Raw genomic sequence first — 18,041 nt, forward strand, 5'->3', positions numbered from 1 at the left:
TGTCACCTATCGACGAACGTGAATGCGAGGAGTGGACATGGCCGAGGTCGTGCGTGCGGAGCTGCCGGTCGTCGTGATCGGTGCCGGGCCGGTGGGTCTGGCGGCGGCGGCGCACCTGCTGGAACGTGGTCTGGAGCCGCTGGTGCTGGAGGCCGGGGAGCAGGCGGGCGCTGCCGTCGCCTCGTGGGAGCACGTGCGGCTGTTCTCGCCGTGGCGCTACGACGTCGACGCCGCCGCGCGGCGGCTGCTCGAGCAGACCGGGTGGGTGGCGCCGGACGCGGACGCCCTGCCCACGGGCGGCGACCTCGTCCGCGACTACCTGGCCCCGCTGGCGGCGACACCGGCGATCGCCTCGCGGCTGCGCACGAGCACCCGGGTGCTCGCGGTGGCGCGTGACGGTGCCGACAAGACCCGCACCCTGGGCCGGGACCGACGCGGGTACCGCGTGCGGACCCTGACGCCGGACGGGCAGGTGCAGGACGTGCTCGCGCGGGCGGTGGTCGACGCCTCCGGCACCTACGCGACGTCGAACCCCCTCGGTGCGAGCGGACTGCCGGCGGTCGGCGAGCGCGAGGCGGCGGGCTTCGTGACCGGGCCGCTGCCCGACGTCCTCGGTGCGCAGCGGGAACGCTTCGCCGGGCGCCACACGTTGGTGGTCGGGATGGGGCACTCGGCGGCGAACACGTTGCTGAGCCTGGTCGAGCTGGCCGAGTCCGAGCCGGGCACGACGATCACCTGGGCGATCCGCGGCGGATCGGCGCGACGGCTGTTCGGTGGGGGCACGGCCGACGAGCTGCCCGCGCGCGGGCTGCTCGGCACCCGGCTCAAGGACGCCGTGGACGCAGGCCGGCTGGCGCTGCTGACCCGGGTGTCGATCGAGCGGCTCGTGCCCGGCGGTGACACCGTGCAGGTGCTGGGCCGAGCGCGTGACGAGCCGCTCGACCTGCAGGTGCACGCGGTCGTGAACGCGACGGGGTTCCGCCCCGACCTGGACATGCTGCGCGAGGTGCGTCTCGACCTCGACCCCGTGGTCGAGTCCCCGGCCCGGCTGGCCGAGCTGATCGACCCGAACTTCCACTCCTGCGGAACTGTGCCCCCGCACGGGGAGGCGCTGCTGTCCCACCCGGACGACGGCTTCTACCTGGTCGGCATGAAGTCCTACGGGCGGGCCCCGACGTTCCTGCTCGCCACGGGGTACGAGCAGGTCCGCTCGGTCGCGGCGGCGCTGGCCGGGGACCGCGCCGGCGCGGACGCCGTCGAGCTCGACCTTCCCGAGACCGGGGTGTGCTCCACGGACCTCGCCGCCGACGGCGGTGGCTGCTGCGGCAGCGCGCCCGAGCCGCAGCTGCTCGCCCTGGGGGTCGGGGCGCCGGCGGGCACCGGTTTCGCCACGGGGGTCGTCCACGGCCGCTCGGGCGACGAGCCCGAGAGCGGCCGGGCGTGAGCGTGCAGGTGCGCGCCGCGGCGGACGGCGACGTGGCGGCGGTCGCGCGGATCTACGACCACTACGTGGCCACGTCGACCGCGACGTTCGAGCTCGAGCCGCCCGGTGAACCGGTGTGGCGGGGCAGGCTCGACACCCTGACCGCGGCCGGGTGGCCGTTCCAGGTCGCGGTCCTCGACGGGCAGGTCGCGGGGTTCGCCTACGTCGGCCCGTGGCGGCCGCGGCCGGCGTACGCCCACACCGTCGAGGACACGATCTACCTCGACCCGGCGGCGACCGGGCGAGGTGTCGGGACGCGTCTGCTCACCTCGGTGCTGGACGCCGCCGGGGCGGCGGGGGCCCGTGAGGTGATCGCGGTGGTCGCCGACGGGGACACCGCGGCCTCGCTGGCGCTGCACCGGCGCGCCGGGTTCCACACGGCCGGTCGCCTGGAGCGGGTGGGACGCAAGTTCGACCGGTGGCTCGGCACCACGCTGCTGCAGAAGACGCTGGGGCAGGAGACCCTGCCGGGGTCGTGAGCGCCACGACGGCCCGGACGTCGCCGCGTCCGGGCCGTCGTCCTCGCCGACGTCCTCGCGCTCAGGCGTGCACGGGCTCGACGCCGAGCTCGGCGAGCAGGGTGAGGACGCGCGTGCGGATCTCGTCACGGATGGGGCGGACCGCGTCGAGGCCCTGACCGGCGGGGTCCTCGAGCTTCCAGTCCTCGTACCGCTTGCCGGGGTAGAACGGGCACGCGTCACCGCAGCCCATGGTGACCACGACGTCGGAGGCCTCGACGGCCTCGTGCGTGAGCACCTTCGGCTGCTCGGCGCGGATGTCGACGCCCTCCTCGAGCATCGCGTCGACGGCGGCGGGGTTGATCCGGTCGGCGGGCATCGACCCGGCCGAGCGGACCTCCACGGCGCCGCCGGACAGGTGCCGCAGCCACCCGGCGGCCATCTGCGAGCGGCCGGCGTTGTGCACGCAGACGAACAGGACGCTGGGCCTGGTCGTCGCGCTGTCGGTGGCGGTGCTGGGGGCGATGTCGGTCATCGGGGGTGCTCCTCGGGTCGGTCGACGGTGGTGGTGAGCAGGTCGGCGAGCAGGGCGCGCACGCGCGCGTCGAGGTCGTCGCGGATGGCGGCGACGCCCTCGGGGGAGGCCAGGGCGGGGTCGCCGACCACCCAGTCCTCGTAGCGCTTGCCGGGCAGGACCGGGCAGGTGTCGCCGCAGCCCATGGTGATGACGACGTCCGCGGCGCGGACGGCGTCGTCGGTCAGCGGCTTGGGGAACACCGCCTCGGCGTCGGTGCCGAGCTCGGCCAGGAGAGGTCGCACGGCCGCGTGCACGTCCGCGGCAGGAGCGGACCCCGCGGAGCGCACGACGACCGCGGCGCCGGCGTGGTGGTGCAGCAGGGCCGCGGCGAGCTGGGAGCGGCCGGCGTTGGCCACGCACACGAAGAGCACCTGCGGGACCCGGGGCGGGTCGGTCCGGGTGGCGCGGGTGATGTCGGCCAGACGTTGCACGGCGAAGCGCCGGGCCGTCGGGACGAGGTGCGCGTTCACGCCGGCGCCACGGGACAGCGCGGCGTAGGACTCGCGCACGGTGCGCAGCACGAGGTCCTCGTCCAGGCCCGGGAACCGGGGTGCCAGCTCGTCGGCGACGCGGGTCAGGACGGCGTCGACGTCGCGCAGGCCGCTCAGCGGACGGGAGCGGTGCTGCGCGGCGTCGAGGGCGGCGGGCGCGAAGGAGTCCAGCAGCGCGGTCACCGCCCCGCGCACGTCGGAGGAGATCCGGTACCAGACCCAGGTGCCGCGTCGGTCGGAGGTCAGCACCCCGACGTCCTTGAGGACCTTCAGGTGGTGCGACACGGTCGGCTGGGAGACGTCGGCCACGCTCGCGATGTCGCACACGCACGCCTCACCGGTGGAGCTGGTGGCGATGAACGAGAGCATCCGCAGGCGCAGCGGGTCGGCCAGGGCCTTGAGCACGGTCGCGACCTGGGCGGCCGCCTGCGCGCCCATGGCGTGGGCCTCGGGGGCCGGGGTGCAGTCGGAGCCGGAGGGCCCGGGCGGGCGGTCGGCGGACAGGGTGCTCACGAGGTGACCTCCTGGCCGTGCGGGGTGGCGCGGGGGTCGGTGGCGAACCACCGTCGCGCCGCCCACAGCGAGACGTAGACGAGGCCGACCAGGACGGGGACCTCGATGAGCGGTCCGACGACACCGGCGAGCGCCTGCCCGGACGTCGCGCCGAAGGTGCCGATCGCGACCGCGATGGCGAGCTCGAAGTTGTTGCCGGCGGCGGTGAACGCCAGCGTCGTCGAGCGGGCGTACCCCAGGCGCAGCGCCTTGCCGGTGGCCAGCCCCAGGGCCCACATCACGGCGAAGTACACCAGCAGCGGCAGGGCGATGCGGGCGACGTCGAGGGGGTTGCGGGTGACGGCGTCGCCCTGCAGGGCGAACAGCAGGACGATCGTGAACAGCAGGCCGTACAGCGCCCACGGGCCGATCCGGGGCACGAACCGCGACTCGTACCAGTCCCGGCCCCGGGTCCGCTCGCCGATCGCGCGGGAGGCGAACCCGGCCGCCAGGGGGATGCCGAGGAAGACGAGCACGTTGACCGCGATCTGCCCGACCGACACGTCCAGCCCCTGGGTGTCCAGTCCGAGCCAGCCCGGCAGCACGGTGAGGTAGAACCAGCCGAGCAGGGAGAACGCCACGACCTGGAAGACCGAGTTGATCGCCACCAGGACGGCCGCGGCCTCGCGGTCCCCGCAGGCCAGGTCGTTCCAGATGACGACCATCGCGATGCACCGGGCGAGCCCGACGACGATGAGCCCGGTGCGGTACTCGGGCAGGTCGGGCAGGAACACCCACGCGAGGGCGAACATCAGCGCGGGCCCGAGGACCCAGTTCAGCGCGAGCGAGCTGACCAGCAGCCGCGTGTCGCCGGTGACCGCGCCGACGCGGTCGTAGCGGACCTTGGCCAGCACCGGGTACATCATCACCAGCAGCCCGAGCCCGATCGGCAAGGAGATCCCGCCGACCTCCAGGCGCGCGAGCACGTCGGCCAGCGCGGGGACGAACCGACCGAGGGCGAGCCCGGCGAGCATGGCCAGGCCGATCCACGCCGGCAGCCAGCGGTCCAGCGTCGACAGCCGCGGGGTGCCGACGCTCCCGGGTGCGGCAGCGGTGTGGGTCATGAGCGGGCCATCCCGCGCTGCTTCGACATGTGTCTATATTGACATGCGTGAACAGGCAGTCCGCCGCCGCGGCGTGCCGCACCTAGGCTCCCCCTCATGACGACGACCGCGCGCGCCTACCTCACGGGCTTCGGTCGCTACCTGCCCGGCCCGCCGGTGGACAACGACGGCATGGCGGCGCGGCTCGGCGGCGACGACGCCGTCACCGCGCGCATCCGCAGCAGCATCCTCGCGTCCAACGGCATCCGGCAGCGGCACTACGCCCTCGACGAGCACGGTGAGCCCACCGAGCTCAACGAGGAGCTCGCGGTCAAGGCGCTCACCGCCGCGCTCGACGACCGCGGCATCGCCCCGTCGGACCTGCGGATGCTCGCGACCGCCACGACCCTGGGCGACGTGCTCGTGCCGGGGTTCGCCAACATGGTGCACGGCCGCCTCGGCGGCGGACCGATGCAGCTGCTGTCGGCGTCAGGCGTCTGCGCGTCGAGCATGGCCGCGCTCGACGCCGTGGTCAGCAAGGTCCGGCTCGGCGACCACCCCCGCGGGGCGGTCGTGGCCTCCGAGCTGCCGAGCCGCAGCCTGCGCCAGCGCCGGTACGACGGGTTCCGCGCCGGCATGGACGCGCACTTCCTGCGGTGGATGCTCTCCGACGGGGCCGGTGCCGTGGTCGTCGAGTTCCAGCCGCACCCGACGCGGCTGTCGCTGCGGGTCGACTGGATCCGGCAGGTGTCGCTCGCGCACGACCACGCCGTGTGCATGCGTGCGGGCATGAGCGGTGACGCGACGCACGTCGGCGGCACCTGGCAGGACGTCGCGCTCGCGGACGCGCAGGCCGCGGGCATGTTCGTGCTGCGGCAGGACGTCGGCATGCTCGACGACCTGGCCCAGGCCGGGATCGCGCAGTTCGAGGAGCTGGTGGACATCGGGCTCGTCGACGTCCGCCACCTCGACCACGTCATCTGCCACTACAGCACCAACGTCTTCCGGGACGTCGCGTTCGACGCGCTGCGCCGCCGCATCCCCACCCTCGACACCGACCGCTGGTTCTCCAACCTCGAGACCCGCGGCAACACCGGGTCGGCCAGCATCTTCATCGCGCTGGAGGAGGCCTGGCGCACGGGTCGGTTCCAGCCGGGGGAGACCGTGCTGCTCGCCGTGCCGGAGTCCGGCCGCTTCTCGTTCGCCTTCGCCCAGCTCACCGTCGTCGCCCCGACCCGCCCGCAAGGAGCATCGTCATGACCAGTGCCACCTCGACCGACTCCGCCACGGACACCGCCGCCGGAGGCGCCTCGCTGCTCGAGCGCCTCGGCGACGTCTGGCTCGAGCTCGAGGACCACCTGGCCAAGGTGCCCGTGCTGCAGCGGCTCGACGACGGCACCGTCACGCTCGAGGACTACCTGCGGCTGCTGTTCAACCTGCGGCAGCAGGTGATCGACGGCTCGCTGTGGATCGCGCGTGCGGCGTCCAACTTCGACATCGACCACTTCGAGCTGCGGGCGGCGGCGATCAAGCACGCCGAGGAGGAGCACCGCGACCACTTCCTGCTCGAGGCCGACTACGTCGCGCTCGGCGGGTCGCGGGCGGAGCTGCGGGCGGGGCGCAAGAACGTCGGCTCGGAGGCGCTGTCGGGCTACCTCTTCACCTACGCGAGCCGGCCCAACCCCGCCGGTCTGCTCGGCGCGATGTTCATCATCGAGGGCCTGGGTGCGCGCCGCGCCGCGCAGTGGGCGGCGAGGTTCCAGGAGGTGCTGGGCCTGGCCGACAACCAGGTCCACTTCATGACGTACCACCAGGAGGCCGACGGCGCGCACACCGGTGACATGGAGGCGATCCTCACGTCCGGCCTGATCGACGACGCGACTGCCGACGAGATCGTGCGGTGCGCGCAGGTCGTCGCCCGCCTGTACGCGCTGCAGCTCGAAGAGCTGGATCGCTGACGTGGCGGAGTTCGTCCGCTCCGACCCCAGCATGTGGGAGGCGGTCTTCGCCGACCCGTCCGTGCCGCTCGACCGGTCCGTGGTCCGGCAGATCATCGACGACCAGCGACGCCCGTCCCGGCGCTGGCTCTACCCGTTCGCGATGGTGCTCTCGCGGGTGCTCGTCACGCTCATCCGCATCCTCAAGCGCGTCCTGCCGTTCCGGTGGATGCCGCTGGGGGCGATGGACTTCCTGTGCGTCTGGTTCCTGCGGCGGTGCGTGTCACCCGACGCCGTGGACCTGCTGCTGCGGCACTTCGTCATCGAGACGAACCTGGTGAACTTCATCATCCGCAACACCCCGGTGGACATGGAGCCGGTCCGGCTGCGTCCGGAGTCGTTGTCGGAGCTGGGCGACCAGGCGGTCGTCGAGCACGACGTCAACGTGTACGACGTGCTCATCGCGCTCGACGTCGTGCCGCTGGCCGCCCGGGACACGCTCGACTTCCAGCAGCTCGACGTCCCGCCGCTCGACGCCGAGCGGCACCGTCGGCGGCTGCTGCGCCTCGACATCCAGACGGCGCTGTGCTTCATGAACATCCCGTTCTCGCTGGCGCTGTCCTCCGAGGAGTACCGCCGGGCGGTCCACTCCATGCGGTTCGACGACTCGTTCCTCGAGATCCTCGCCGTCATCACGGGTGACGACCACTTCCGGCACTGGAAGCTCGCCGGCATGAGCCTGTGGATGGACTCGAACGTCGACGTGCCGCGCATGGTCTACCGCCACGCGCTCGTCTGCGAGTACGCGCACGCGCAGCTCGTGAAGCTCGCGGGCGGCCAGTACCCGCGGGACACGGCGGTGGAGTTCGACTGATCCGACCGGAGCACGGGCGAGGACCGCCTCGTCGCGCGGACGCCGCGCCCGTCCTGTCGTCCGTCAGCGCAGACGCTCGTGCAGCACCCGCGCGAGCGCCGCGCGTCCCGCCGGCCCCCACGCCGGCTTCCCGCCCGGCAGACCGCGGTCCCCGTTCTGGCCCATGAGCACAAGGAACAGGCTCTTCAGGGCGGCGAGCCCGCGGGCACGCCGGATCGTTGCCTCGTCGGCCTGCGCGTAGGCGTCGAAGAAGCGTGCGGTCGCACGGGACGGCAGCAGCAGCCAGGCCGCCGCGAGGTCCCACGCCGGGTCCCCGGCGAACAGGTCGCCGAAGTCCACGACGCCGGCCAGCGTCCCGTCCGCGACGACGACGTTGGCCGGGTGCAGGTCACCGTGCACCCACACCGGTGGACGCTCCCACGCAGGTGCGGCGACGGCGTCGTCCCAGACGGCCCGGACGTCGCCGGCGGCGGGGCCGATCGCGTCGGTGTCGAGGGAACCGAGGAAGTGCTCGAAGCCTGCGGTGCAGTCCCTCGGGTGCGCGCCCCGGTCGGCGCTCGCCGGCGCGTCGGCGGGCGCGTGCACGTGCAGCGCCCGCAGGAACGCCGCCAGGGTGTCGGCGGCGTGCTCGCCGCGTGTGATCGACGCACGGTCCAGCGGCTCTCCCGGGACCCACGTCATCACGGTCCAGAGCTTGCCGGACCGTGCGGAAGGCGCCCCGTCGCGCACCGGGACGGGGACGGGCAGCGGCAGACGCGGGGCGAGCAGCGGCAGCCACCGACGCTCCTTGAGCTGGTGGTCGGGCTCGGTGTCCATCCGCTGGATCCGCACAGCCAGCTCGTCGCCGAGCCGCCACATCTGGTTGCCCCAGCCGCCGTCCACCTCGCGGAGCGGCAGCCCGGCGAGGTCCGGGTGCTGGTCCCGCAGCAGGGCGCGCACGAGATCCGCGGTGATCTCCGTCGTGCTCATGCAGCGCAACCCTAGTGAGCACGGTGGTGTGACGGGGCGACCAGGCGCCGGCTCCCTCAGGCGATCAGCGGGTACGCCCCCCGGATCGTGCCGTGCGGGTCGCGCGAGCGCTTGAGTCCCTGCAGCCGCGCGAGCGCGTCGGGGGAGTACGCGGCCGACGCCCGCTCACCCGGGCTGAGGAACGTGGCGGGCCTGCGCCCGGTGGCCAGGTGCGCGAGGTCGTCGGGGAGCCGGTCGAGGCGCGCGCGAACGGCGGCGGCGAGGCCGGGTGCGTGGGCGAGCCCGAGCGCGTAGAGCAGGTACGGCTCGGTGATCGCGCCGGTCGCGCCGTCGTCCGGGTCGGCCTCGGCCAGGGCGCCGCCGAGGTGACGCAGCTGGACGACCGTCACGGGTCCGACCGGCGACGTGAGCAGCCGCGTCAGTGCGTCGTCGTCGACGCCTGTCAGCAGCTCGGCGTGCGACAGGCCGGCCGTGGGGTCGGGCCGGTCCGCGGTGATGCTGCCGACGTCGGCGAGCGCGACGGGCCGCACCTCGCCGGTGAGTGCGCCGCCGACCGCGTCGAAGGGTCGCAGCAGGGTGCGCGCAGCGACGTCGTCGCCCAGGTACGCGGCGCGGACGACGACCATCGCCGGGGCGCCGGGCGGCTCGACGCGCGTCAGCCACACGCTCAGCTCACGCGGTGCGGACGCCGTCACCTCACGGAAGGCGTCGAGCACCGCACCGGCACGGTCCGCCGGCCACACGACACCGCCCCCGGTGAGCGCCGGCACCTCGACGAGGTCGATCTCCAGCGCGGTGACGATCGCGAGGTCGCCCCCGCCGCCGCGCAGCGCCCAGAACAGGTCCGGGTCGGACGTCGCCGTGACGGTGCCCGGCTCGCCGTCGGCGCCGACGACGTCGAACGACCGCACCCGGTGCGCGGCGAGCCCGTGCACGCGGCTGAACCACCCGAGCCCGCCGCCGAGCGTGTACCCCGTGACGCCGACCCCCGGCGCGCTGCCCAGCAGCCCGGTGAGCCCGTGCGGCGCCGTCCGCGCCTGCACCGCGGCCCACGTCGCACCCGCGCCGACGCGGGCCGTGCCCGCCGCGGGGTCCACGGTGACGGCGTCCAGGCGTCCGGTGCGCAGCAGGACGGTCCCGGCGACGTCACCGGTCGCGCCGTGCCCGGTGGACTGCGCCGCCACGGCGAGGCCCTCGGCGCGGGCGTGGCGCACCAGCGTCACGACGTCGTCGGCGTCCGCGGCCTCGACGACCGCGGCGGCCGGCTGCCGCACGGCCAGGTTCCAGGGGGTGGCGGCCTGGTCGAAGGCCACCGAGCCGGGGAGCAGGAGCCGCCCGCGCAGCGTCGCAGCGAGGGTGTCGGACGAGGTCGAGAGGGTCATGGGTGCTCCCCGGGGTCTGGCCGTGCGCTCCTCGCCCGTGGTGGGGTGGAGCACCGGCAGCGCGTGCTGTCGTCCTACTGACACGGCCCGGGGCAGGAGTGTGACAGGTGACCGCGGACGTCCTCGCGGAGCAGTTCGAGACGCTCCGCCCGCACCTGCGCACGGTCGCCCACCGAGTGCTCGGCTCCGCGGCCGACGCCGACGACGCAGTCCAGGAGGCGTGGCTGCGGGCGCAGGCGGCGGGCACCGACGGCGTCGAGAACCTCGGCGGGTGGCTCACGACGATCGTCGGGCGCGTGTCGTTGAACCTCCTGCGCTCCCGCGCGGCACGACGCGAGACCGGCTGGGACACCCACGTGCCCGACCCCGTGGTCACCCTCGACGGACCTGAGCAGCAGGCCGTGGCGTCCGACGAGCTCGGCGCCGCGCTGCTCGTGGTCCTGGACGCCCTCACCCCGGCCGAGCGCGTCGCGTTCGTCCTGCACGACGAGTTCGGGGTGCCGTTCGAGGACGTCGCCCCGGTCCTCGAGAAGTCGGTCGCCGCGGCCCGGCAGCTCGCGAGCCGCGCCCGCCGCAAGGTCCGCGACGCGACCCCCGTCCAGGACGACCTGGCCCGCCGCCGTGAGGTCGTCGCCGCGTACCTGGCCGCCTCGCAGGCAGCGGACTTCGACGCCCTGCTGGCGCTCCTCGACCCCGACGTGGTCCTGCGGCTCGACTACGGCACGGCCGGGGTGTCGCGTCTGCTGCGCGGCGCGGCAGCCGTGGTCGCGCAGGCGCGGCTGCACTCGGGCACGGTGCGGTTCTCGCGCCTGGCCGTCGTCAACGGGTCGGCGGGCCTCGCCACGGTGCTGGACGACGGGCGCCTGCACGCGGTCCTCGCGTTCATGGTGCGGGACGGCCGGGTCGCCGGCATCGACATCCTGGCCGACCCGGGCCGCCTGGCCCGGGTCGAGCTCACCTGACGCGGCCCGCCGGCGGCGGCCGCGAGATCGTCGCCTGGCAGGCCGATCCCGCACGTCGGTCGGTCGACCCGCAGTTCGGCGGCGCTCACGGCGCGTCTGCCCCGGACGGGTACGAGACCACCGCCGCCTCGTGGTCGGGCAGCACGACGACGACCTGGTCGCCCTCGACGTGGACGTCGTAGGACGCCACGTCGCTCTGGCCGGAGCGGCACGCGCCGCTGCGCAGGTCGAAGACGTGCGCGTGCAACGGGCAGACGACGACCTCGGCGTCGATCTGCCCGTCGGCCAGCGGACCGCCGCGGTGCGGGCACACCGCGTCGAGCGCGCGCAGCGCACCGCTGCGCAGCCGGAAGACCGCGACCTGCCGGCCGTCGACCGCGTAGGCGCGGCCCTCGCCGAGCGGGATCTCGGACAGCGGTCCGACGACGTGGGCGACGGCCGGGGCGTCCGTCCCGGCGCTCATCGGACCGGCACCTGCGGCAGGACGGTCAGCGGCAGCGCGGTGCGGAACTGGCCGGGTTCCGCGGGGTCGTCGCGCTCCTGCCAGGGGTCGCGGTAGGCGTCGACGGACGCCTGCACGGCGGCGTCGAGCGCGGCGGCGATCCCCTCGCTGTCGTCGACCACGACGGCACGGACGTGCTCGATGCCCAGCCGCGGCACCCACGCGTAGGTCCGTTCGAGCCAGTTCGCCGTCTCGCGGTAGTACTGGATGAAGCGGCCCGTGAGCGTCATGACCTCCTGCGGGGTGTCGACGGTCGTGAGCAGGTCGCCCTTGCGGATGTGCGCACCGGCGGCGCCCCCCACCCAGATCTCCCAGCGGCCCCCGTCGACGGCCACGACGCCGACGTCCTTGACGTAGGACTCCGCGCAGTTGCGCGGGCACCCCGACACCGCGAGCTTGAGCTTCGCCGGGCTCTCCAGGCCCTGGTAGCGGGTCTCGATCGCGATGCCCAGGGCCGTGGAGTCGCCGAGCCCGAACCGGCAGAAGTCGCTGCCGACGCACGTCTTGACCGTCCGGAAGGACTTGCCGTACGCGTACCCGGACGGCATGTCGAGGTCCGCCCAGACCTGCGGCAGGTCCTCCTTGCGGACGCCGAGCAGGTCGATCCGCTGGCCGCCGGTGAGCTTGATCAGCGGGATCGCGTGCTTGTCCGCGACGTCGGCGATGCGGCGTAGCTGGTCGGACGACGTGACGCCGCCCTTCATCTGGGGGACCACCGAGAACGTGCCGTCCCGCTGGATGTTGGCGTGCACCCGGTCGTTGATGAACCGCCCGTCGCGCTCGTCGACGACCTCGGCGCCCCACAGGGTGCGCAGCAGCGACGTCAGCCCCATCTTCGACCTTGCGTCCTCGACGCCGCCGGGCGCGAGTGCCGCGAACACGGCCGACACCGAGCGCAGGCCCTGCTCGCGGATGAGCGCCACCAGCTCGGCCTTGGGGTAGGGCACGCCGGGGACGTACCAGGACGCGGACTCGTCGATCTCGACGGCACCGTCCGCCGCCCACTCGACGACCTGCCCGACGAGCGTCTTGCACGACCCGCAGCCCTTGCCGGCACGGGTCGCGTCCATGACGCCCGTCAGCGAGACGACGCCACCCCGGACGCACGCCGCGATCGTGCCCTTGCTGACGCCGTTGCAGTTGCACACGGTCGTCTCGTCGGGGAGCTCGGCCACGCCCACCTCGGCGGGTGCCGTGCCCAGGTCGAACAGCAGCGCGATCCGGTCCTCGGGCAGCGGTGACCCGCGGTCGAACGCCTGGATGAGGGGCGCGACCTTCTCGAGGTCGCCGACGAGCGTCGCGCCGACGAGCCGGTCGTCGCGCACCACGACGCTCTTGTACAGCCCGCGTCGCGGCTCGGAGATGACGATGTGGTCGTCGTCGGGACGTTCGGGTGCCGTGGTGCCCATGGACGCGACGTCGATCCCCGCGACCTTGAGCTTCGTGGCGGTGCGGGAGCCGTGGTACTGCGCCGACGGGTCGGTGCCCGTGAGCACGTCCGCGAGCACCCGTGCCTGCTCCCACAGCGGCGCGACCAGGCCGTACACCTGGTCGCGGTGCTGCACGCACTCCCCGACGGCGAACACGGTGGGATCGGGCGTGCCCTGGTCGTCGAGCGCGTGCATCTGGTCGTCGACGACGATCCCGCGCTCCACCAGGAACCCGCTGGCGGCCGCGATCGAGGAGTTGGCGCGGATGCCTGCCGCCACCACGACGATGTCGCACGGCAGCACGCGCCCGTCGGCGAGCTGCACCCCCGTGACCTCGTCCTCCCCGAGCACCCGGACCGTCCTGGCCGACGTCACCACCGAGATCCCGAGCGCCTCGACGCCGCGCCGCAGCACGTACCCACCCGCGGCGTCGAGCTGCTGGTTCATCAGGTGCCCGGGTCCGTGCACGACCGTGACGTCGACCCCGTGGGTCTGCAGCCCGCGGGCCGCCTCGAGCCCCAGCAGGCCGCCGCCGATGACCACGGCCTGCTTGTGGGTCCGCGCGTACCGGATCATCGCGCGGGTGTCGTCCAGCGTGCGGAACCGGAAGACGCCCTGGTGGAAGCCGCGACCGGCCGTGCGCATGCCGGGGATGTCGGGGACGAACGCGCTGCTGCCGGTCGCCAGGACGAGCGCGTCGTACGGGGTGCGGCTGCCGTCGACGGCGCGGACGGTGCGGGCGTGCCGGTCGATGCGCGCCACCCGCACGCCCGCATGCAGCGTGATGGCGTTCTCCTCGTACCAGGCCATCGAGTTGAGGAAGATCGCGTCCTCGCTCTCGAGACCGGCCAGCACGTTCGAGAGCATGATCCGGTTGTAGTTGCCGTACGGCTCCTCGCCGAACATCGTGATCCGGAACTGCTCGGCGCCGCCGCGCTCGAGGATCTCCTCCACCGTGCGCGCGCCCGCCATGCCGTTGCCGACGACGACGAGGTCGCGCCGACCGTCGTCGTCGCGCCGGCGCCGCGCCACCTCACACCTCCACGAGGCCGAGGTCGACGACGACGACGCCGGAGATGCCTGCCGCGCCGGCCGCGTGCACCTCGAGGGTCGTGCCGGGCTCGAGGTCCTCGACGACGCGCAGCGGCACGTGCACGTCGCTCTTGGCGCCGATGGGGAAGTACCGCATCGGCGCCCCGTCGCGCACCAGCACGACGACGACGAGCTCGTCGGCGCTGTTGCCGCCACGGAAGTACACGGTCTGCGCCACGGCGCCGTCGGGGACGGTGTACGTCAGGCCCGGGTCGAGCAGGGTGGGTGCGGCGAGCCCTTTCCCGGTCAGCGCGTAGACGCCCTGCAGGAAGGTCGGGTGACTGTCCAAGGCGAGCCCCTTCGGTCGGGCCGGCGGCCACGGTGCACGGACGTGCTCCGTGGTCGGACCGGTCGGTGGTGTGGCGGGTACGGCGAGCGGGGTGACGGCCACGGCGCACGCTTTGAAGGCGGGCATGCGGGAGACCGGGTCGAGGGCGTCGTCGGTCAGCGTGTTGGCGCGCGACGCGCCGCCCCAGTGGAAGGGCACGAACACCGTGTCGGTGCGGATGCCCGTGGTGAGCCGCGCCCGGAACACCGCGGTGCCCCGGCGGGTCCGCAGCTGCACAGCCTCGCCGTCGACGACGCCGCAGGTGCGTGCCAGGTCGGGGTGCAGCTCGGCGTGCGGGAGCACGGACCCGTCAGGCCCCACCTCGTCGCCGGCGAGCGCCGCGACGCGGCGGGTCTGCGTGCCGCTCTGGTACTGCCGCATCAGCCGCCCGGTGGTCAGCACGTACGGGAACTCGGCGTCGGTGCGCTCGGCCGCGTCGCGGTACTCGGCACGGAAGAACCGGGCCAGGCCGTCGGGGTGCGCGAACCGCGTCGCGAACAGCCGCGGTGTGCCCGGGTGCTCGGGGTCGGGGCACGGCCAGAACACGCCCTGCTCGTCCGCGATGCGGTCGTACGTGATGCCGCCGTAGTCCGCCACGCCGCCGGAGCTGGCGCGGCCCAGCTCGTCGAAGGCGGCCGCCGCGTCGGTCGTCATGAGGTCGCCGTGGCCGAGGCGCTCGGCGATGCCCGTGAGGACGTCCAGGTCCGTCCGTACGCCGGGCGGGGGGTCGAGCGCGCGACGACGTCGCAGCACCCGGCCCTCCAGGTTGGTGACCGTGCCGTCCTCCTCGGCCCACATCGCGACGGGCAGCACCACGTCCGCCCGGGCCGCCGACTCGGAGAGGAACAGGTCGGCGACGACGAGGAAGTCGAGCGCGTCGAGCCGGTCGGTGACCCGGCCCGCGTCGGGAGCGGACACGCCGACGTTCGACGCGAGCAGCAGCAGCGTCCGCACCCCGCCGGAGGTGCCGAGAGCGCGCAGCATCTCGGTGGCGGACACCCCCGGCCCCGGCAGGCGCGTCGGGTCGACGCCCCACACTCCCGCGACGTGGGCGCGGTCCGCGCGGTCGGCGAGCTTGCGGTACCCGGGCAGCTGGTCGGCCTTCTGCCCGTGCTCGCGCCCGCCCTGCCCGTTGCCCTGACCGGTGAGCGTCCCGTACCCCGAACCCGGGCGCCCCGGCAGCCCGAGCGCGAGCGCCAGGTTGACGAACGCCTGCGCGGTCGCCGTCCCCGACGCGTGCTGCTCGGCGCCCCGTGCCGTCACCACCATCGCGGTGGCCGCCGTCCCCAGCAGCTCCGCGACCGCCTCCAGGTCACGCGCGGGGACGCCCGTGATCCGCTCCACCCGGTCCGGCCAGTACCCGGTCACCGACTCGCGGACCGTCTCGAACCCCGTCGTCCTCGTCGCGACGTACTCCTCGTCCACCCAGCCCCGGCGCACCACCAGGTGCAGCAGACCGTTGGCCAGGGCGGCGTCGGTGCCGGGGCGCGGCTGCAGGTGCAGGTGCGCCGCGCGCGCCGTGGCCGTGGTGCGCGGGTCGACGACCACGTGCCGGGCACCGCGCTCGCGGCCGGCTTCCAGGTGCTGGACGAGCGGCGGCATGGTCTCGGCCGGGTTCGCGCCGACCAGGAGCAGGACGTCGGCCAGGGCCAGGTCCGCGACGGGGAACGGCAGCCCGCGGTCGATCCCGAACGTGCGGGTGGCGGCGGCCGCGGCCGACGACATGCACCAGCGGCCGTTGTAGTCGATCGAGCGCGTCCGCAGCACCGTCCGGGCGAACTTGCCCAGCAGGTACGCCTTCTCGTTGGTCAGGCCGCCGCCGCCGAAGCACCCGACCGCGTCGCGGCCGTACCGCCGCTGCGTCGCCCGGACGGCCGCGGCGACGGCGTCGAGCGCCTCGTCCCACGTCGCCTCCCGCAGCGCCGAGGAGCGGTCACCGGCGAAGGTCCGCACGAGCGGGGTCGTGAGCCGCTCGGGGTGCGCGAGCAGGTCGGCCGCCGACCAGCCCTTGGCGCACAGTCCGCCCCGGTTCGTCGGGAAGTCCGACGGCGTCAGCCGCACGTCGGGCTGCTCGTGTCCCGGGCGCTGCGTCACGTGCAGCTGCATGCCGCACTGCAGCGCGCAGTACGGGCAGTGCGTCGCGACGGTCCGGACCGGTTCGGTGCCCGGCACGGCCGTCGGTGACGCGAGCTCCGGCCTCATCGCTCGATGGTGTGGTGCTCCGGTTACGCACGGTCCGCCGCCGGGTAACCGCCGCGTTTCGGGCAGTGCGCGGCCGCGACGCCGGCGCGCGAGCCTGCGTCACGCCGCCGACGGGCGTCGCGGCGACGCGGAGCACCACCCGATCAGCGCTGCCGCGGCGGCGGGACCTGCGCGAGCGTGGAGCCCGTGGGCCAAGGACGGATCAGGGCAGGTGCGGCGCTCGTCATCGCGCTCGCGCCGGCACTCGTGGGGTGCTCCGGGACTGTCGAGGGTCTGCCGGGCCGGTTCGTCTCGGTCGACGACACCGGGCTCGGTGACAACCCGGTCGAGGACGGGTGGATCGCGGCACTCCCCGGCGTCCTGGCCGAGGACCTGTGGCCCGACGTCGGCCCCGCGCCGGTGCCGGACCTGGGGTACCTCGACCACCGGATCGAGCGGACGGACGTCGACAGCAGCGGCGGCGTGCTGGCCCCCCTCGGGCGCGGGGGACGGTTCGGCCTCGACGTCCCCCCGGCCCCGCGCTGGTCTGCCACGTGGAGGAGCTGAGGGAGGACCTGATCACCCGGGGCTGCGCCCAGGTCGACCTCCCAGCCGACGGGCGGTTGCGAGCGACCGTCGGCGAGGGGCCGTTCAGCATCGGCCCGGAGGACTGACGGGTGCGCGTCGGACCGGCACGACCTCGGGCGTCCGGATAGGTCACCGTGCCGAGCGAGGAGATGCGGTTGTCCGACCTGCCGGCGACGGCCGTCGGGGCAGCAAGAACCTCCGAGACGTGACCAGGAGGACGGCTAGCATTCGACCGCTTCGCTTCCTAAGCACGGGGGTTCTCGGTGGAACGGCGTCTCGCGAGCGGGTTCGTCCTCGTCGTCGTCGCCGTGATGTCGGCGTGCACCGCGGGGGCGGAGCCCCCGGGGACGACGTCGCCCGTCCCGAGTGCTGCCGACGTGTCCCCGTCCCCGGCCGTCGCCGGTTCTGTCACGGCCACCTCGACGCCGACCGTCGCGGGCCCGGTCACGGCAGGCCCGGGCCCCGCCAGTACCGAGGAGCTGACGTGCGCCGCGCCCGACGAGCACGTGCTCGGGTGGCTGCGCACCCGGGTGCGAGAAGACCTGCCCGCGTCCGACGTCGTCGTGGTCGAGGTCGGCCCGGGCGACGACCCGAGCCGGACGTGGTCGGTCGTCGCAGCGAGGTCGTACTCCGACTCCTGGGGCGCGTCGGAGTACAACCCCGTCAGCTACCTGACGACAGCGCCGGACGGTGCCGTCGACGCCGACTGGATCGCCATCGGCCGCGCCCTGCAGGCGCCGAAGGGTTCGGTCGACTGGAGCAAGGTCTCCTGGACGGGTGACAGGCTCGCGCGCGGTCAACAGGCCCAGGCTCTGGCACTGTCCTGCCTCGACGGGCCGCGCTGACGGTGGGTGCCGGCGGGCGTGCGCCGCGTCCGGCTGACGCTCGCCTGCGGGCCCCTGCGTGGCGGATGTGGGTAGCGTGCGTCCGTGGAGAACCAGCCCGTGCTGCGTGGTCGTGACCAGGTCCTCGATGCGCTCGACGAGCTGCTCGCCGAGCTGCGAGCGTACGCGGCCTGGGAGAACAGCACCCTGGAGACGTTCCTGGACGCGTTCGCCGCGTTGCTCGGCTCGATCGAGAACGCGTACGTCAACTCCGGGCGGCCGGTTCCGGACGACGCCTGGGCGGTCGTGGCTGACGCCGTTCGCGGAGCCCGGTTCTACGAGTGACGCGCCCGCCGTCTCGCGCGACG

17 protein-coding genes are annotated in these 18,041 nt (G+C 74.2%); 9 read left to right on the forward strand and 8 right to left on the reverse strand.

Translation table 11 applies throughout. The features are described 5' to 3' along the window. Positions 1-37: 37 nt before the first annotated feature. Both CFLA_RS01940 and CFLA_RS01945 read left to right on the forward strand, forming a co-directional pair. Positions 38-1,444 carry an FAD-dependent oxidoreductase gene (locus CFLA_RS01940; protein WP_013115636.1) on the forward strand — a complete coding sequence of 469 codons (1,407 nt, stop codon included), beginning with the start codon at positions 38-40 and terminating at the stop codon, positions 1,442-1,444. Then, a complete protein-coding gene (locus CFLA_RS01945; RefSeq protein WP_013115637.1) occupies positions 1,441-1,962 on the forward strand; it encodes a GNAT family N-acetyltransferase in 522 nt (173 codons plus the stop codon). Before CFLA_RS01940 ends, CFLA_RS01945 begins: the two co-directional genes overlap by 4 nt. A gap of 61 nt (positions 1,963-2,023) precedes the next feature. On the opposite strand, the gene CFLA_RS01950 is transcribed toward CFLA_RS01945, so the two are convergent. Genes CFLA_RS01950 through arsB form a run of 3 tightly spaced genes read right to left on the reverse strand, consistent with a single transcriptional unit; the run spans position 2,024 to position 4,625 of the window. Continuing rightward, positions 2,024-2,476, reverse strand: coding sequence for an arsenate reductase ArsC (locus CFLA_RS01950; protein WP_013115638.1), 453 nt, complete (start codon positions 2,474-2,476; stop codon positions 2,024-2,026). After that, complete coding sequence (locus CFLA_RS01955) at positions 2,473-3,522, reverse strand: metalloregulator ArsR/SmtB family transcription factor (RefSeq protein ID WP_013115639.1); 1,050 nt, start codon at positions 3,520-3,522, stop codon at positions 2,473-2,475. The genes CFLA_RS01950 and CFLA_RS01955 overlap by 4 nt, the downstream gene beginning before the upstream one ends. Further along, positions 3,519-4,625 (reverse strand): ACR3 family arsenite efflux transporter, encoded by a 1,107-nt coding sequence (gene arsB, locus CFLA_RS01960; RefSeq protein WP_013115640.1) that lies wholly within the window; start codon positions 4,623-4,625, stop codon positions 3,519-3,521. The genes CFLA_RS01955 and arsB overlap by 4 nt, the downstream gene beginning before the upstream one ends. A gap of 96 nt (positions 4,626-4,721) precedes the next feature. On the opposite strand from arsB, the gene CFLA_RS01965 reads away from it, so the two are divergent. From CFLA_RS01965 to CFLA_RS01975, 3 genes are read left to right on the forward strand one after another with little or no spacing between them, the layout of a single operon-like run. Next, a complete protein-coding gene (locus CFLA_RS01965; protein ID WP_013115641.1) occupies positions 4,722-5,864 on the forward strand; it encodes a 3-oxoacyl-[acyl-carrier-protein] synthase III C-terminal domain-containing protein in 1,143 nt (380 codons plus the stop codon). Then, positions 5,861-6,562 carry an iron-containing redox enzyme family protein gene (locus CFLA_RS01970; RefSeq protein WP_013115642.1) on the forward strand — a complete coding sequence of 234 codons (702 nt, stop codon included), beginning with the start codon at positions 5,861-5,863 and terminating at the stop codon, positions 6,560-6,562. The genes CFLA_RS01965 and CFLA_RS01970 overlap by 4 nt, the downstream gene beginning before the upstream one ends. 1 nt (position 6,563) lies before the next feature. Further along, complete coding sequence (locus CFLA_RS01975) at positions 6,564-7,415, forward strand: DUF6999 family protein (RefSeq protein ID WP_013115643.1); 852 nt, start codon at positions 6,564-6,566, stop codon at positions 7,413-7,415. 63 nt (positions 7,416-7,478) lie between these two features. On the opposite strand, the gene CFLA_RS01980 is transcribed toward CFLA_RS01975, so the two are convergent. Further along, positions 7,479-8,384: a phosphotransferase gene (locus tag CFLA_RS01980; protein ID WP_013115644.1), complete on the reverse strand. Its 906-nt coding sequence runs from the start codon at positions 8,382-8,384 to the stop codon at positions 7,479-7,481. Positions 8,385-8,440: 56 nt separating this feature from the next. After that, on the reverse strand, positions 8,441-9,766 hold the full coding sequence (locus tag CFLA_RS01985; protein WP_013115645.1) for an FAD-binding oxidoreductase: 1,326 nt from the start codon (positions 9,764-9,766) through the stop codon (positions 8,441-8,443). A gap of 107 nt (positions 9,767-9,873) precedes the next feature. On the opposite strand from CFLA_RS01985, the gene CFLA_RS01990 reads away from it, so the two are divergent. After that, positions 9,874-10,728, forward strand: coding sequence for a sigma-70 family RNA polymerase sigma factor (locus CFLA_RS01990; RefSeq protein WP_013115646.1), 855 nt, complete (start codon positions 9,874-9,876; stop codon positions 10,726-10,728). A gap of 85 nt (positions 10,729-10,813) precedes the next feature. On the opposite strand, the gene CFLA_RS01995 is transcribed toward CFLA_RS01990, so the two are convergent. The 3 genes from CFLA_RS01995 to CFLA_RS02005 are packed head-to-tail and all read right to left on the reverse strand — an operon-like array spanning position 10,814 to position 16,282. After that, positions 10,814-11,191, reverse strand: a complete 378-nt coding sequence (locus CFLA_RS01995; protein WP_013115647.1) for a Rieske (2Fe-2S) protein — start codon at positions 11,189-11,191, stop codon at positions 10,814-10,816. Continuing rightward, complete coding sequence (nirB, locus tag CFLA_RS02000) at positions 11,188-13,692, reverse strand: nitrite reductase large subunit NirB (RefSeq protein WP_013115648.1); 2,505 nt, start codon at positions 13,690-13,692, stop codon at positions 11,188-11,190. The genes CFLA_RS01995 and nirB overlap by 4 nt, the downstream gene beginning before the upstream one ends. Before the next feature lies 1 nt (position 13,693). Further along, entirely contained in the window at positions 13,694-16,282 is a 2,589-nt protein-coding gene (locus CFLA_RS02005) for a molybdopterin oxidoreductase family protein (RefSeq protein ID WP_013115649.1), read from the reverse strand. A 186-nt stretch (positions 16,283-16,468) separates the two neighbouring features. On the opposite strand from CFLA_RS02005, the gene CFLA_RS02010 reads away from it, so the two are divergent. From CFLA_RS02010 to CFLA_RS02020, 3 genes are all read left to right on the forward strand, one after another. Beyond that, positions 16,469-16,828: a hypothetical protein gene (locus tag CFLA_RS02010; RefSeq protein ID WP_013115650.1), complete on the forward strand. Its 360-nt coding sequence runs from the start codon at positions 16,469-16,471 to the stop codon at positions 16,826-16,828. 284 nt (positions 16,829-17,112) lie between these two features. After that, entirely contained in the window at positions 17,113-17,694 is a 582-nt protein-coding gene (locus CFLA_RS02015; protein WP_013115651.1) for a hypothetical protein, read from the forward strand. An 84-nt stretch (positions 17,695-17,778) separates the two neighbouring features. Continuing rightward, positions 17,779-18,018 carry a DUF7660 family protein gene (locus CFLA_RS02020; RefSeq protein ID WP_052302658.1) on the forward strand — a complete coding sequence of 80 codons (240 nt, stop codon included), beginning with the start codon at positions 17,779-17,781 and terminating at the stop codon, positions 18,016-18,018. Positions 18,019-18,041: the final 23 nt, after the last annotated feature.

The sequence above is a fragment of the Cellulomonas flavigena DSM 20109 genome (assembly GCF_000092865.1).
In the GTDB taxonomy this organism is placed as follows: Bacteria; Actinomycetota; Actinomycetes; order Actinomycetales; family Cellulomonadaceae; genus Cellulomonas; species Cellulomonas flavigena.

Bases quoted from the DNA above. Each gene is read 5' to 3' on its own strand.
- CFLA_RS01940 (WP_013115636.1), top strand. From the start codon at position 38: ATGGCCGAGGTCGTGCGTGCGGAGCTGCCGGTCGTCGTGATCGGTGCC.
- CFLA_RS01950 (WP_013115638.1), bottom strand. From the start codon at position 2,476: ATGACCGACATCGCCCCCAGCACCGCCACCGACAGCGCGACGACCAGG.
- arsB (WP_013115640.1), bottom strand. From the start codon at position 4,625: ATGACCCACACCGCTGCCGCACCCGGGAGCGTCGGCACCCCGCGGCTG.
- CFLA_RS01965 (WP_013115641.1), top strand. From the start codon at position 4,722: ATGACGACGACCGCGCGCGCCTACCTCACGGGCTTCGGTCGCTACCTG.
- CFLA_RS01970 (WP_013115642.1), top strand. From the start codon at position 5,861: ATGACCAGTGCCACCTCGACCGACTCCGCCACGGACACCGCCGCCGGA.
- CFLA_RS01980 (WP_013115644.1), bottom strand. From the start codon at position 8,384: ATGAGCACGACGGAGATCACCGCGGATCTCGTGCGCGCCCTGCTGCGG.
- CFLA_RS01985 (WP_013115645.1), bottom strand. From the start codon at position 9,766: ATGACCCTCTCGACCTCGTCCGACACCCTCGCTGCGACGCTGCGCGGG.
- CFLA_RS01995 (WP_013115647.1), bottom strand. From the start codon at position 11,191: ATGAGCGCCGGGACGGACGCCCCGGCCGTCGCCCACGTCGTCGGACCG.
- CFLA_RS02005 (WP_013115649.1), bottom strand. From the start codon at position 16,282: ATGAGGCCGGAGCTCGCGTCACCGACGGCCGTGCCGGGCACCGAACCG.